12 protein-coding genes are annotated in these 15045 nt (G+C 70.1%); all 12 read right to left on the bottom strand.

Annotation, left to right across the window (positions count from 1 at the left end):
• Positions 1-5: 5 nt before the first annotated feature.
• On the bottom strand, positions 6-1658 hold the full coding sequence (pgi, locus tag DMA15_RS08335) for a glucose-6-phosphate isomerase (RefSeq protein ID WP_125512071.1): 1653 nt from the start codon (positions 1656-1658) through the stop codon (positions 6-8).
• A 182-nt stretch (positions 1659-1840) separates the two neighbouring features.
• Positions 1841-2176 carry an RNA polymerase-binding protein RbpA gene (locus tag DMA15_RS08340; RefSeq protein WP_078649359.1) on the bottom strand — a complete coding sequence of 112 codons (336 nt, stop codon included), beginning with the start codon at positions 2174-2176 and terminating at the stop codon, positions 1841-1843.
• Between the two features lie 159 nt (positions 2177-2335).
• A complete protein-coding gene (secG, locus tag DMA15_RS08345) occupies positions 2336-2566 on the bottom strand; it encodes a preprotein translocase subunit SecG (protein WP_030784160.1) in 231 nt (76 codons plus the stop codon).
• A gap of 124 nt (positions 2567-2690) precedes the next feature.
• Positions 2691-3467 (bottom strand): triose-phosphate isomerase, encoded by a 777-nt coding sequence (gene tpiA, locus DMA15_RS08350; RefSeq protein WP_125512073.1) that lies wholly within the window; start codon positions 3465-3467, stop codon positions 2691-2693.
• Between the two features lie 6 nt (positions 3468-3473).
• Positions 3474-4685 carry a phosphoglycerate kinase gene (locus tag DMA15_RS08355; RefSeq protein ID WP_125512075.1) on the bottom strand — a complete coding sequence of 404 codons (1212 nt, stop codon included), beginning with the start codon at positions 4683-4685 and terminating at the stop codon, positions 3474-3476.
• 107 nt (positions 4686-4792) lie between these two features.
• A complete protein-coding gene (gene gap / locus DMA15_RS08360; protein WP_125512077.1) occupies positions 4793-5803 on the bottom strand; it encodes a type I glyceraldehyde-3-phosphate dehydrogenase in 1011 nt (336 codons plus the stop codon).
• 189 nt (positions 5804-5992) lie between these two features.
• Positions 5993-8953, bottom strand: coding sequence for a M14 family metallopeptidase (locus tag DMA15_RS08365; RefSeq protein WP_125512079.1), 2961 nt, complete (start codon positions 8951-8953; stop codon positions 5993-5995).
• 158 nt (positions 8954-9111) lie between these two features.
• The gene (gene whiA, locus DMA15_RS08370) at positions 9112-10101 is read right to left on the bottom strand and encodes a DNA-binding protein WhiA (protein WP_125512081.1); all 990 of its coding nucleotides are present in this window, start codon (positions 10099-10101) and stop codon (positions 9112-9114) included.
• On the bottom strand, positions 10092-11114 hold the full coding sequence (gene yvcK / locus DMA15_RS08375) for a uridine diphosphate-N-acetylglucosamine-binding protein YvcK (RefSeq protein ID WP_240659715.1): 1023 nt from the start codon (positions 11112-11114) through the stop codon (positions 10092-10094). Before yvcK ends, whiA begins: the two co-directional genes overlap by 10 nt.
• Positions 11111-12046, bottom strand: a complete 936-nt coding sequence (gene rapZ, locus DMA15_RS08380; protein ID WP_125512083.1) for an RNase adapter RapZ — start codon at positions 12044-12046, stop codon at positions 11111-11113. Before rapZ ends, yvcK begins: the two co-directional genes overlap by 4 nt.
• Positions 12043-14079 carry an excinuclease ABC subunit UvrC gene (uvrC, locus tag DMA15_RS08385; RefSeq protein WP_125512084.1) on the bottom strand — a complete coding sequence of 679 codons (2037 nt, stop codon included), beginning with the start codon at positions 14077-14079 and terminating at the stop codon, positions 12043-12045. The genes rapZ and uvrC overlap by 4 nt, the downstream gene beginning before the upstream one ends.
• 133 nt (positions 14080-14212) lie before the next feature.
• Entirely contained in the window at positions 14213-15043 is an 831-nt protein-coding gene (locus DMA15_RS08390) for a hypothetical protein (protein WP_125512086.1), read from the bottom strand.
• Positions 15044-15045: the final 2 nt, after the last annotated feature.

Consider the following 15045-nt stretch of genomic DNA (forward strand, 5'->3'; position numbering starts at 1 on the left):
GTCGCTCAACGGCCGCGCAGGTCGCGGTACTTGGCGACCAGCGCCGTGGTCGAACCGTCCAGGTCGGGCACCTCGGCGCCCTCGGTGAGGGCGGGCTCGACGCGCTTGGCGAGGACCTTGCCCAGCTCGACGCCCCACTGGTCGAAGGAGTCGATGTTCCAGAGGGCGCCCTGGACGAACACCTTGTGTTCGTAGAGCGCGATGAGCTGGCCGAGGACCGAGGGGGTCAGCTCCTTGGCGAGGATCGTGGTCGTCGGGTGGTTGCCCTTGAACGTCTTGTGCGGGACCAGCTCCTCCGGCACGCCCTCGGCGCGCACCTCGTCGGGCGTCTTGCCGAACGCCAACGCCTGGGTCTGCGCGAAGAAGTTGGCCATCAGCAGGTCGTGCTGGGCGACGAGGCCGGGGGCCAGATCGGCGACCGGTTCGGCGAAGCCGATGAAGTCCGCCGGGATCAACTTCGTGCCCTGGTGGATGAGTTGGTAGTAGGCGTGCTGGCCGTTGGTGCCGGGCGTGCCCCACACCACCGGGCCGGTCTGCCAGTCGACCTCCTGGCCGTCCCGGTCGACGTACTTGCCGTTGGACTCCATGTCGAGCTGCTGGAGGTAGGCGGTGAACTTGGAGAGGTAGTGCGAGTACGGCAGGACCGCGTGCGACTGCGCGTCGTGGAAGTTGCCGTACCAGACGCCCAACAGGCCCAGCAGGAGCGGGACGTTGGACTCGGGCGGCGCGGCGCGGAAGTGCTTGTCGACGAGGTGGAAGCCGTCCAGCATCTCGCGGAAGCGGTCGGGGCCGATGGCGATCATCAGGGAGAGGCCGATGGCGGAGTCGAAGGAGTAGCGGCCGCCGACCCAGTCCCAGAACTCGAACATGTTCGCCGTGTCGATGCCGAACTCCGACACCTTCTCGGCGTTGGTCGACAGGGCCACGAAGTGCTGGGCGACGGCGTCCTGACCGGCTTTCAGCTCGGTGAGCAGCCAGTCGCGCGCGGAGGTGGCGTTGGTGATCGTCTCGATCGTCGTGAACGTCTTCGAGGCGATGACGAAGAGCGTCTCGGCGGCGTCCAGGTCCCGCAGGGCCTCGTGCAGGTCGGCGCCGTCCACGTTCGACACGAAGCGGACGGTGAGGTCGCGGTCGGTGAAGGAGCGCAGCGCCTCGTAGGCCATGGCGGGGCCGAGGTCGGAGCCGCCGATGCCGACGTTGACGATGTTCTTGATGCGCTTGCCGGTGTGGCCGGTCCACTCGCCGGAGCGGATCTTCTCGGAGAAGGCGCTCATCCTGTCGAGTACGGCGTGCACCGCCGGCACCACGTTCTGACCGTCGACCATGATCACGGCGTCGCGCGGGGCGCGCAGCGCGGTGTGCAGGACGGCGCGGTCCTCGGTGGTGTTGATCTTCTCGCCGCGGAACATGGCGTCCCGCAGCCCGAAGACGTCGGTGGCGGCGGCAAGCTCGCGCAGCAGCCTCAGCGTCTCCTCGGTGACGAGGTGCTTGGAGTAGTCGATGTGCAGGTCACCGACGTGGAGGGTGTACGCCGTGCCGCGCGCCGGGTCCGCGGCGAACAGGTCACGCAGCCGCACCTCCCCGAGCTGCTCGCGGTGGGCGGCGAGCGCCGTCCACTCGGGCGTCTGATTGAGCCTGGCGCGGCTTTCTGCGTTCATCTCGGACTTCAGCCTTCTCTCGTACCCGCGTACGTACCTTGCCCCGCTGCCCCCGCTAAATGGTGCAGCCCAACCTAATCGATCAGAGGGCGGTATGAGATATCTGGAGCCGTCTGTCCGTACGCGTACCGGAACAAGAAACCGGCCGGACACCTTCTCGGTGCCCGGCCGTTTTCCAATTCCTAGATCTCGCCCCGCAGTTTGGCGAGCGCCTCCGCGAGAATCGCCTCGCCGTCCGCGTCGCTGCGCCGCTCACGCACGTACGCCAGATGCGTTTTGTACGGCTCGGTGCGGGGCGGGTCCGGCGGGTTCTCCCGGTCCTGACCGGCCGGGAAGCCGCAGCGGGGACAGTCCCACGTATCGGGGACCTGCGCGTCGCTGGCGAAGCTCGGCTGCGTCTCGTGCCCGTTGGAGCACCAGAAGGAGATGCGCAGTCGCGGCGCGGACTCACCGCGCTCGGCCTCGCCCATCGGCCCCGCCCCGACCCGACTTCCTCGGATCGCGTTGCCACTTGCCACGGTCGTAACTCCCTGCGTGATGGTGCTGCTGCGGGCGCCTCAGTTTACGTAAGGCCCAACGCGCGTCCAGTGTCGGGAGTTACACCCCTCCCCCGGACGCAAGCCCCATGATAAGCCGCGCAGGCGGACTCGCACCGGACAAGCGACCAGTGCCTGACGCTAGTTGTTCGCCTTCATCAACAGGCCCAGCGCGACAATGCACGCGAACCACAGCAGACCGACCACGACCGTGATGCGGTCGAGGTTGCGCTCGGCGACGGAGGAGCCGCCGACCGACGACTGCATGCCGCCACCGAACATGTCGGAGAGGCCGCCGCCCTTGCCCTTGTGCATCAGCACCAGCAGCATCATCAGAGCGCTGAAGACGATCAGGGCGATCGAGAACCCCATAACCACGGCTGGACCAACTTCCTCGGATCTGAATCGACTCTGTATCGACGACGGGGGCCGGAGCCTCGGTGTCCGAGACCGCCCGGCCCCCGCAAGGGTACGACGTATTGCCGCTAGCGCATACTCACTGGTCGCGGAAGCGGACGATCTTGACGAACTCCTCCGCGTCGAGCGCGGCGCCGCCCACGAGGGCGCCGTCGACGTCCGGCTGGGCCATGATCGCGGCGACGTTCCCGGACTTCACCGAGCCGCCGTACTGGATGCGCACCTTGTCGGCCAGCTCCTGGGAGTACAGCTCGGCGAGGCGGCCGCGGATCGCGCCGCAGACCTCCTGCGCGTCCTCGGGCGTGGCGACCTCGCCGGTGCCGATCGCCCAGACGGGCTCGTAGGCGATCACGATGGACTCGGCCTGCTCGGCCGGGATGTCCTTGAGGCCGCCGTCGACCTGGTTGAGCGTGTACTGGACCTGCTGGCCCGCCTTGCGGATCTCCAGGCCCTCGCCGACGCAGAGGATCGGGGTCAGGCCGTGCTTGTAGGCGGCCTTCACCTTGGCGTTGCAGATCTGGTCGGTCTCGTTGTGGTACTGGCGGCGCTCGGAGTGGCCCACGGCGACGTAGGAGCACTTCAGCTTGGCCAGCATCGGGCCCGAGATCTCGCCGGTGTAGGCGCCGGAGTCCTGCGCCGAGATGTCCTGGGCGCCGTACTTGATCTTGAGCTTGTCGCCGTCGACCAGGGTCTGCACGGAGCGCAGGTCGGTGAAGGGCGGCAGGACCGCGACCTCGCAGGCCTCGTAGTCCTTGTCGGCCAGGGCGAAGGCCAGCTTCTGGACGTGGGCGATGGCCTCAAGGTGGTTGAGGTTCATCTTCCAGTTGCCCGCCATCAGCGGGGTGCGCGTAGTCATCAGGTGTCAGTTCTCCAGTGCCGCGAGGCCGGGGAGCGTCTTGCCCTCGAGGTATTCGAGGGAGGCGCCGCCACCGGTGGAAATGTGGCCGAATGCGTTCTCGTCGAAGCCCAGGGTCCGCACGGCCGCGGCGCTGTCGCCACCGCCGACGACCGTGAAGGCCGGGGAGTCGAGAAGCGCCTGGGCGACCGCCTTGGTGCCCTCGGCGTAGTCGGGGTGCTCGAAGACGCCCAGCGGGCCGTTCCAGAAGATGGTGGCCGCGTCGGCGAGCTTCGAGGCGTAGAGCTTACGGGTCTCGGGACCGATGTCGAGACCCTCCTGGTCGGCGGGGATGGCGTCCGCCGCGACCGTGGTCGGGTTGGCCGGGGCCTTGGTCTTCAGGTCCGGGAAGTCCGGGGAGACCAGCACGTCGACGGGGAGGACGAATTCGACGCCCTTCTCCTTGGCGCGCTCCATGTACTCCCGCACCGCCGGGATCTGGTCCTCCTGGAGGAGGGAGATGCCGACCTCGTGGCCCTGCGCCTTGAGGAAGGTGTAGGCCATGCCGCCGCCGATGAGGATGCGGTCGGCCTTCTCCAGGAGGTGGTCGATCACACCGAGCTTGTCGGAGACCTTGGCGCCGCCGAGGACCACCGCGTACGGCCGCTTCACGTCGTCGGTGAGCTTCTTCAGGACGCCGACCTCGGTGGCGATGAGGTACCCGGCGTAGTGCGGCAGCTTGGCCGGCAGGTCGAAGACCGAGGCGTGCTTGCGGTGCACGGCGCCGAAGCCGTCGCCCACGTAGACGTCCGCGAGGGCGGCGAGCTTGTCGGCGAACTCGCCGCGCTCGGCGTCGTCCTTGCTGGTCTCGCCCGCGTTGAAGCGGAGGTTCTCGATGACGGCGACCTGGCCGGGTTCCAGGCCGTCCACCACCTCGTGCGCCGCGGGACCGACGGTGTCCTGGGCGAACGCGACGGGCGCGCCGAGGAGTTCACCGAGCCGCTCGGCGGCGGGCAGCAGCGAGAAGTCCGGGTCCGGGGCACCCTTGGGGCGGCCCAGGTGCGAGGCCACGACGACCTTGGCGCCCGCGTCGGCGAGGGCCTTGACCGTCGGCAGGACGGCCCGGATGCGGCCGTCGTCGGTGATGGTGCCGTCGGCGAGCGGCACGTTGAGGTCGGCGCGGACGAACACCCGCTTGCCGTTGACCCCTTCGGCGAGAAGTGCGTCGATCGTCTTCACTACTGGACTCCTTGGGAGGGCTGTGACGTGACGTGCAACAGGGCCCGTCCGGCGCGGCGGTGCGCGGGACAGGCCCTGTGCTCACATCGAGATGCCTGCTCTGGATATTAGAGCTGACCGCCGACGAAGACCGTGAGGTCGACCAGACGGTTGGAGTAACCCCACTCGTTGTCGTACCAGCCGAGGATCTTCACCGACTTGCCGTCCTGGACCATCGTCATGGACGAGTCGAAGGTGCAGGAGGCCGCGTCGCCGACGATGTCCGAGGACACGATCGGGTCTTCGGTGTAGAAGAGGAAGCCCTTCAGGTCGCCGTCGTCGGCGGCCTTCTTGAACGCGGCGTTGACCTCGTCCTTGGTGACCTCGCGGGAGACCTCGACGACCAGGTCGGTGGCCGAGCCCGTCGGGACCGGGACGCGCATCGCGATGCCGTCGAGCTTGCCCTTGAGCTGCGGCAGGACCAGGGCGGTGGCCTTGGCGGCGCCGGTGGTCGTCGGGATGATGTTCTCCGCGGCGGCGCGGGCGCGGCGCAGGTCGCTGTGCGGGAAGTCCAGGATGCGCTGGTCGTTGGTGTACGCGTGGACCGTCGTCATCAGGCCCTTGACGATGCCGAAGTTCTCGTCGAGCACCTTGGCCATCGGCGCCACGCAGTTGGTGGTGCAGGAGGCGTTGGAGATGACGTGGTGGTTGGCCGCGTCGTACTTGTCCTGGTTGACGCCCATCACGATGGTGATGTCCTCGTCCTTGGCCGGAGCCGAGATGAGGACCTTCTTGGCGCCACCGGCGATGTGCTTCTCGGCGTCGGCCTTCTTCGTGAAGATGCCCGTGGACTCGATCACGATGTCGACGCCGAGGTCGCCCCACGGGATGTCCGCGGGGTTGCGCTCGGACAGCACCTTGATGGTGCGGCCGTCGACGGTGATGGTGTCCTCGGTGTGCGACACCTCGGCCTTGAGGCGGCCCAGGATGGTGTCGTACTTCAGAAGGTGTGCGGTGGTCGCGGTGTCACCCAGGTCGTTGACAGCCACGATCTCGATGTCCGCGCCCTGCTCCAGCAGTGCGCGGAAGTAGTTGCGACCGATGCGGCCAAAGCCGTTGATGCCTACGCGGATCGTCACGAAACCGATCTCCTCGTTGGTACGCCGGTTTTAGACGCCGGCGAGTTGTATGGGATGTCCCCGACCGCCTCCGACCCTACCTCTCCAAAGGCCCCGGGGTGACATTGAGAGGGGCCGGAGGCGACACAAAGGCCCGTACCCCGCAGTAGGGGTACGGGCCACCGGGACCTTGGTCCCGATTACCCAGTGTCAGCTGCGCAAATGTGCCAGGGAGGCGCCCATAAGAGCGGCCCTTGCGGCGCTTCCGGGGACATGCTCGAAGCCGAAGCCGAGGAGCACGCTGTCACGCGCTGTAACCGCCGCGTAGGGCTTGTACAGCTCCCCGGTGCTGCTCCAGTCGCCTGTGATATTGGGGCTTCCGGCCGGGGCCGGCGCGGCCTTCCAGGAGCCCAGCGAGGTCTCGAATCCCTCGGTCTCCTTGACATCGCCGCCGACGACCAGTAGGGCGCTGTCGGCGAAGAGGCCGCGCCCGCCGCTGGAGGGGTCGGTGACGGAGCTGAGGGAGACCTCGACCTTCTTGCCCGCGTACGCGCTCAGGTCGAAGGCGACCGGCTTCCAGCCGCCGGAGGAGCCCGTGAAGCTGTTCCAGGAGCCGCTGGTGCCGGTCGCCGTGCAGCCGCCCGCCCCGAGCGTCAGGTAGTGGCGCAGGAAGGGGTGACCGTTGAGGAGGAACCCGGCGGCGCACTCGGCGGGCACGGTGGCCCGGGAGTTGCCGTTGAGGTCGGGCAGGGTCGTCCAGTCGTCGGCGCCCGGGGTGTGGGCTTCGAGCAGCCCGTGGTCGTAGCCGGGCTCCAGGCTCCAGTTGAGGGCGAGCCGCAGCTCGGGCTTGTCGGCGGCCGATACGCCGGTCAGGTCGAGGGTGCGGGTGAGGCGCTTGTAGTCGCGGTCGGCGTGGGTGGCCGAGGCCATGCCCTGGCCCTCATGGGGCGCGTACGGGTTGGTGAGGCCGGGGTAGGAGCCCGCGGCGGCGCTCTTGAACTGCGGGAACCGCTGGACGGGCAGGTTGTCGGAGGTGACGGTGAAGCGGCCCGCCTTGTCGAGCGGGTTGGCGTCGGCGGCGGCGAGCGGGGTGTTCATTCCGCCGAGTGCGCCGCTGCCCTTGAAGCTCTTGACGTCGGGCGCGGGCAGGCGTTCGTAGGCGCCCAGGTAGTACTGCGCGAAGTCGTCGGTGAGGGCATCGCCCAGGTCGACGTCCCCGCCGGTGCGCTCGCCGGATTCGATGAGCTTGCCGCCTTCGTTGAGGTAGGCGCGCAGGGCGAGTTGGGTGGGGGCGCCGGGCACGGGGTCACCCGTGTGGTGCACGACCACGGAGAAGTGCGACAGGACGCCGAGCGGGTGCGGTGTGCCCTGCTTGGCGACGTCCCAGACGGCGGCGGAGCGGCCGTTGGCCTTCAGGGCGTCGACGTACTTCCGGGTCTGGGTGGCCGGTGCGCCTTCCTCGGCGACGACGAGGGTGTTCGCCCGGGGGCGTTCGGCGACGGTGTACGTGAAGTGCTCGCTCTGGGTGCGGCCCTTCTTGGTGCGGCCGGTGAACCACACCTCGACCTTGTCACCGGCGCGGGCGTCCTCGACCTCGGCGCGGTACTGGTCGAAGTGGAGGTTGTCCTCACCGCCGTACGTCTCGCCGCCCTTCCACGCCTTGAGCTTCTCGTGGTGCGTACGGCCGCCGTTGATCCGGTACTTCAGCTCCTTGGCGCGCACCGACTTGCGGGCGGTGACGGCGACTTCCTGGTCGCCCCCGCGCGCGTACGACGTGGAGAAGGAGTCGGGGGTGAAGTCCGGGGCCTCGATGCCGGTGAGGGAGACCGGCTTGTCCGGGTGGAGTGCGGTCTCGGCGACGGCGAGCGCGAAGGGGACGTTCTTCGCGAACTCCTGCTGGATCAGCTTCTCGTCGTCGGGGAAGGTGAAGATGGAGGCGCAGTCCTCGGGCTTCCAGGCGTCGCCGGGGTCGACGTTCGACGCGGTCTGGCAGGTGGACATCTCGGGGGTGAACATCGAGATGCCGTTGATGTTGCCCGCGTGGCCGTCGGCCTCGCCGTTGGTGGTGTACAGCTCGGAGGCGACCTGCGGGTGGTAACCGGGGATCGCGGGCTTCTCCGGGGTGCCGGCGAGTGCCTTGTAGAGCACGTCGTCCGGGGTGGGGGTGGCGACCTGCCAGCCCACTCCGTAGAGGATCAGTTCGGCCGCCGAGTGGTAGTTGATGCCGTACTCGAAGCCGATGCGCTTCTGGAAGCGGTCGAGCGCCTTGGTCTCGGGCTCGGACATCGGTCCTGTGCCGCGGTAGGTCTCCGATGAGGGGTGGGGGGACGAACCCTCGTTGTCGTAGCCCCACTTGTAGGCGAAGTTGCGGTTGAGGTCTACGCCGTCACCGGGGGCGATCGTGCCGTCACCGTCGATGTCGCGGAGGTTCTTGCGCCACTGGCGCTCGCCGTCGGCGGCGTGGCTGAAGTCGTAGCCGTCGGGGTTGGCGGAGAGCACGAACCACAGCTCGGTGGAGTTGACGAGCTTGGTGACGCGCTTGTCCTTGCCGTAGTTGTCCAGGTAGTGGTGCATCAGGCGGCGGGTCATCTCGGGGGTGATCCACTCGCGCGCGTGCTGGTTGGACAGGTAGAGCGTGGCGGGCTTGGAGCCGTCCTTGGTCTTCTTGGCGTTCTTGGAGAGCTTCAGGGCGAGGATGTCCTTGCCCTGGACGGTCTTGCCGATGGAGACGACCTTGGTGAGGCCGGGGTGCGCCTGCCCGGTCCTGACGATCTCCTCCTTGAGGCCGCCCTTTCCGCTGTACGGGCGGTAGACGCCGTCCCCGGCGGCCTCGACCCTCTTCCGGGCTGCCGCGGAGACCTTGTGCTCGCGCAGCTCGATGCCCTGGCGCTCGACCGCCTTGGCCTGGCCCTCGGTCAGATACAGCTCGACGCGGCCGGTGCCGCGCTCGGGCGCCTGTCCGGCCAGCTCGTGGGCGTCCTGGCCCGCCTTGATCAGGATCGGTATCTGCTTCTTGGTGACGTCGGCCTGGTAGACCTTCACGGCCGCCGGGTCGTCGGCGGCCAATGGCTTCGCGGGTCCGCTCGCCTGGGCGTGCGGTGCGGCGGCGAGACCGCCGATGAGCAGTGCGCTCGCGGCGAGGATCGATCTCGCGCTCGCTCTTCGTCTCATGAGCCCCCCTTGCGGTTGTCCGGCACAGATGTGCCGGATGCCAGGCTCGTGACTGTGCATGATCATGTCAATACGACGGGTGAGGGTGGGCGGGGTGGGCACGCGAAAGCCGCCGGTGCCTCGGGAGGCGCCGGCGGCTCGGGTGGGCCGCGGGGCGGTCAGACCGCCATGTTGTCGGCCAGCTCCTCGGTCAGGTTGGACTCCGTGCCGGGGATGCCCAGGTCCTGGGCCCGCTTGTCGGCCATGGCGAGCAGTCGGCGGATGCGGCCCGCGACGGCGTCCTTGGTCAGCGGCGGGTCGGCGAGCGCGCCCAGCTCCTCCAGGGAGGCCTGCTTGTGCTCCATGCGCAGCCGTCCGGCGGCCGCGAGGTGCTCGGGGACCTCGTCGCCGAGGATCTCCAGGGCGCGCTGCACTCGGGCACCGGCGGCGACCGCCGCGCGGGCCGAGCGGCGCAGGTTCGCGTCGTCGAAGTTGGCCAGGCGGTTGGCGGTGGCGCGCACCTCGCGGCGCATCCGCCGCTCCTCCCAGGCGAGCACCGACTCGTGCGCCCCGAGGCGGGTGAGCAGCGCGCCGATCGCGTCTCCGTCGCGTACGACGACCCGGTCCACGCCCCGCACCTCGCGCGCCTTGCTGGCGATCTGGAGCCTGCGCGCGGCGCCGACGAGCGCGAGCGCGGCCTCCGGGCCGGGGCAGGTCACCTCCAGGGACGACGAGCGGCCGGGCTCGGTGAGCGAGCCGTGCGCGAGGAACGCCCCGCGCCAGGCCGCCTCGGCGTCGCAGGTGGCCCCCGAGACCACCTGCGGCGGCAGGCCCCTGATGGGGCGGCCGCGGCCGTCCACGAGACCCGTCTGGCGGGCCAGCTGATCGCCGCCCGCGACCACCCGTACGACGTAACGCGAACCGCGCCGCAGGCCGCCGGGGGCCATCACGATCAGCTCCGAGCTGTGCCCGAAGATCTCCAGGATGTCCCGCTTCAGGCGTCGTGCCGCCATCGCGGTGTCCAGCTCCGCCTCGATCACGATGCGGCCGCTCACCAGGTGAAGGCCGCCCGCGAACCGCAGGATCGCCGAGACCTCTGCCTTCCTGCAGCAGGTCCGGGTGACGGGAAGCCGGGAGATCTCGTCCTTCACCGCTGCCGTCATCGCCATGGGCCGATCCTTCCATGCATCCGAAAAATACGGTCGTACGCGGCTGCCAGGAGCTCCGGGTCGTGCCTCGGAGTCCCGTCGGGCCGGGCCACCGGCGCCAGCTCGACCGTCGCGCCGAGCCGCTTCGCGGCATCGGTCAGCGACTCTCGGTCGGGCACGGCGGCCTCGTCGGCCAGCACCACGTCCAGGGCGAGTTTAGGGGCGTGTCGGGCCAAAACCTCCAAATGACGCTGCGGAGAGAAGCCATCGGTTTCTCCCGGTTGCGGCGCGAGGTTGAGCGAGAGCACTTTGCGGGCCTTCGTCTCGGTGAGCGCGTCGAGCAGGTCGGGGACGAGCAGGTGCGGGATCACGGAGGAGAACCAGGAGCCCGGGCCGAGCACCACCCAGTCCGCGTCCAGGACGGCGGCGACCGCCTCGGGGACGGCCGGCGGGTCGTGCGGGACGACGTGCACGGACTGGACCTCGCCCGGGGTGAGGGCGACCGTGGCCTGGCCCCGGACGGTCTCCACGTCGTCGGGGCGGCCCGGGTCGTGGCCCTTGACCAGGGCCTGGAGCTCCAGGGGCACGGCCGACATGGGAAGGACCCGGCCCTGCGCGCCGAGCAGGCGGCCGACCAGGTCCAGGGCCTGGACGTGGTCGCCGAGCTGCTCCCACAGGGCGACGATCAGGAGATTGCCGACCGCGTGCTCGTGCAGGTCGCCGCGGGACTGGAAGCGGTGCTGGATGACGCGGGCCCAGGTCTGGCCCCACTCGTCGTCGCCGCAGAGCGCGGCGAGCGCCTTGCGCAGGTCGCCGGGTGGCAGCACGCCCAGCTCGTCGCGGAGGCGGCCGCTGGAGCCGCCGTCGTCGGCGACGGTGACGACGGCGGTGAGGTCACCGGCTCCGGTGATGCGGCGCAGCGCGGCGAGCGAGGCGGACAGGCCCATGCCCCCGCCGAGCGCGACCACCTTCGGCTGGGTGCCCCGCTTGCGGCCCAGACGGGTCAGGCGGACGGTCCGGCGGGTCGGCTTCACTCGCGCCCCATGTCCCGGTGGACGATGACGGTCTCCACGCCCTCGGACGCCAGGCGCGCCGCGAGCTTCTCCGACATGGCCACCGAGCGGTGCTTGCCGCCCGTGCAGCCGACCGCGATCGTCACGTACCGCTTGCCCTCGCGGCGGTAGCCCGCGGCGATGAGCTGGAGCAGTTCGGCGTAGCGGTCGAGGAACTCCTTGGCGCCGGGCTGGTTGAAGACGTACGCGGCGACCTCCTCGTTCAGGCCCGTGTACTGGCGCAGCTCGGGGACCCAGTGGGGGTTGGGCAGGAAGCGCATGTCGACGACGAGGTCGGCGTCGACCGGCAGGCCGTACTTGAAGCCGAAGGACATGACGGTGGCCCGCAGCTCGGGCTCCTCCTCGCCCGCGAACGAGGCGTCCATCTTGGCGCGCAGCTCGTGCACGTTCAGGCTGGAGGTGTCGATGACCAGGTCGGCGTCGCCGCGCAGCTCGCGCAGCAGGTCGCGCTCGGCGGCGATGCCGTCGACGATGCGGCCGTCGCCCTGGAGCGGGTGGGGGCGGCGGACCGACTCGAAGCGGCGGACCAGGGCCTCGTCGGAGGACTCCAGGAAGACGATGCGCCGCGTGACGTTCTTGGACTCCAGCTCGGCGAGGGACTCGCGGAGGTTGTCGAAGAAGCGCCGGCCGCGGACGTCGACGACGACCGCGATGCGGGCCACGTTCCCCTGCGAGCGGGCGCCCAGCTCCACCATGGTGGGGATCAGCGCGGGCGGCAGGTTGTCGACGACGAACCAGCCGAGGTCCTCCAGGCACTTGGCGGCCGTACTGCGTCCGGCGCCGGACATGCCGGAGATGATCACCAGCTCGGGAATGGCCGCTTCGGGCACCCCCGGCGTCTCGATGGGCGTGCCCGCACTCACTTGCTCTCCACCTTCGTCGTGCTCGCTCATGTGTCCTGCCCCCGTCGTTCTTCTGCGGCGCCCGCGGTCACGGGCTCCTCGTCTTCCATGATCTCTCCGGTCGCCATGTTCACGGCGGGGGCGGCGGGTGCCGCCCGGGCGAAGGCGGCCACGATGGCCTCGGCCGTCTTGCGGCCTATGCCCGGAACCTCGCAGATCTGGTCGATTGTCGCGGACCGGAGCCGCTTCACCGAACCGAAGTGCTTGATCAGTGTCCGCTTGCGGGCGTCGCCGAGGCCCGGCACCTCGTCCAGCGGCCCCGCCTTGAAGCGCTTGGCCCGCTTGGCGCGCTGGTAGGTGATGGCGAAGCGGTGCGCCTCGTCACGTACGCGCTGGAGGAGGTAGAGGCCCTCGCTGGTGCGCGGCAGGATGACCGGGTCCTCCTCGGTGGGGACCCAGACCTCCTCCAGGCGCTTGGCCAGGCCGCAGACCGCGATGTCGTCGATGCCCAGCTCGTCCAGGGCCCGCTGGGCCGCCGCCACCTGCGGTTGGCCGCCGTCCACGACGACGAGCTGCGGGGGGTAGGCGAACCGCTTGGGCCGCCCGTCCTCCTCGGTCAGGCCGCTCGCGGGGACCTCGCCGCTCTCCGGGTCGGCTCCCTCCTCGGACCACTCCCCCGTCCGCTCCTTGTCGGAGATGTAGCGCTTGAAGCGGCGCGTGATCACCTCGTGCATGGAGCGGACGTCGTCCTGGCCCTCGAAGCCCTTGATCTGGAAGCGGCGGTACTCGCTCTTCCGGGCGAGGCCGTCCTCGAAGACGACCATCGACGCCACCACGTCGTCGCCCTGGAGGTGCGAGATGTCGTAGCACTCGATGCGCAGGGGCGCGCTGTCCAGCTCCAGGGCGGCGGCGATCTCCTCCAGGGCGCGGGAGCGGGTGGTGAGGTCGGACGCTCGCTTGGTCTTGTGCAGGACGAGGGACTGCTGGGCGTTGCGCGCGACGGTCTCCATCAGGGCCTTCTTGTCGCCGCGCTGCGGGATGCGCAGCGAGACGCCGGCCCCGCGGCGCTCGGTCAGCCACTGCTGGACCGGCTCCAGGGGGTCGGGCAGCGCGGGCACAAGGACCTCCTTGGGCACGGCGTCGCCGCTCTCCTCTCCGTAGAGCTGCTGGAGCGCGTGCTCGACGAGGTCGCCGCTGGTGACCGCCTCCACCTTGTCGGTGACCCAGCCGCGCTGGCCGCGCACGCGGCCGCCGCGGACGTGGAAGATCTGGACGGCGGCCTCCAGCTCGTCCTCGGCGAGGGCGATGAGGTCCGCGTCGGTGGCGTCGGCGAGGACGACGGCGCTCTTCTCCATCGCCTTCTTGAGGGCGTCGATGTCGTCGCGCAGGCGCGCCGCGCGCTCGTACTCCATCTCCTCGGCCGCGTCCGCCATCTGCCGCTCCAGGCGGCGGATGTACGTCCCGGTGCGGCCGGCCATGAAGTCGCAGAAGTCCTCGGCCAGTTCGCGGTGGTCCTCGGGGGTGACGCGCTCCACGCAGGGCGCCGAGCACTTGCCGATGTAGCCGAGCAGGCAGGGGCGGCCGGTGCGGGTGGCGTTCTTGAACACGCCCGCGGAGCACGTGCGTACGGGAAAGGCGCGCAGGAGGAGGTCGACGGTGTCGCGGATCGCCCAGGCGTGGCCGTAGGGGCCGAAGTAGCGCACGCCCTTCTTCTTGTGGCCGCGCATCACCTGCACGCGCGGGAACTTCTCGTTCATCGTCACCGCGAGGTACGGATAGCTCTTGTCGTCGCGGTACTTGACGTTGAACCGGGGGTCGAACTCCTTGATCCAGGAGTACTCCAGCTGGAGCGCCTCGACCTCGTTGTTCACCACCGTCCACTCGACGGAGGCGGCCGTCGTCACCATGGAGCGGGTGCGGGGGTGCAGATTCGCCAGGTCCTGGAAGTAGCTGGCCAGGCGCTGGCGCAGGCTCTTGGCCTTCCCGACGTAGATCACCCGGCGGTGCTCGTCGCGGAATTTGTAGACCCCCGGGGCGTCGGGGATCTGTCCCGGCTTGGGGCGGTAGCTGGAAGGGTCGGCCATGTCGGACAGCCTACTGGCGTGCGCTGACAGTCCGGGTCGGTGCCGGGGAGGGCCGCCGCACCCCGCGGGGAACAGCGGCCGCACCCCCGTGGGGGGACGGCGGCCGGCGTCCCGGCCGCAGTCCCCGGCTCGCTCAGCCCTGCTGCCGCGCCCTGCGGCGCCGCACGAGGGCCGTCCCGGAGAGGCCGAGGGCGACCAGGGCGCCCGCGCCCGCCAGCGAGGAGGCGACCGTCACGGGGCCTTCGACCGGGCTCCCGGCCGGGTCTTCGGCGGAGGCCTGCTCGGGCTTCGGGGCGTCGTAGCCGCCCGCCTTGCCCGACTTCTCGTACGCGGAGCCCGGCAGCTTGTCGCCGTACGCCTTCTGTACGCGCTTGCGGTAGGCGGCCAGCGTGGTGCCGTCGGCGCCCACGGCACGTACCGCGTCCTTGTCGAGGGGCAGCACGCGCGCGTGGCCCTGCACGTACCAGGCGTTGATCTGCGGCTCGTGGAAGACGGTGCCTCCGGGGAGCTTCTCGGCGCCCACGCGCGCGTAGTGGCTCTCGTCGTCGCCTGTGGCGATGTTCACGACCTGCCACGAGCCGCCCCTGCGGACGGTCCAGAGGGAGGCCTCCTGGCCGTCGGAGGAGACCGCCTTGCTGGCGAGGAACTCCAGGCGGGCGACCGGGGCGCCCTTCTCGCCCGCGACGAACTCCGGGGAGAGGTAGTACACGGGCACGGCCTTGCCCTCGACCCGCGGGTCGGCGGCGGCCTTGGTGACGGCTCCCTCCCGGGAGAAGAAGCGGGAGAGCGTCTCCAGGGCCTTCGGCGCCTTCGCCGCCTTGTGCGCGGCGTCACGGGAGGCGGCTGAGGGGGCAGGGGGTCCGGAGTCCGCGGAGGCGGCCGGGGCCGCGAGCCCCAGGGAGAGGGCGAGGGCGGAACCGGCGAGCGCGGCTCTGACCAGGGGGCGGGGAAGGTGACGGGTCATCG

The organism is Streptomyces sp. WAC 01529, assembly GCF_003945545.1.
Taxonomy (GTDB): domain Bacteria; phylum Actinomycetota; class Actinomycetes; order Streptomycetales; family Streptomycetaceae; genus Streptomyces; species Streptomyces anatolicus.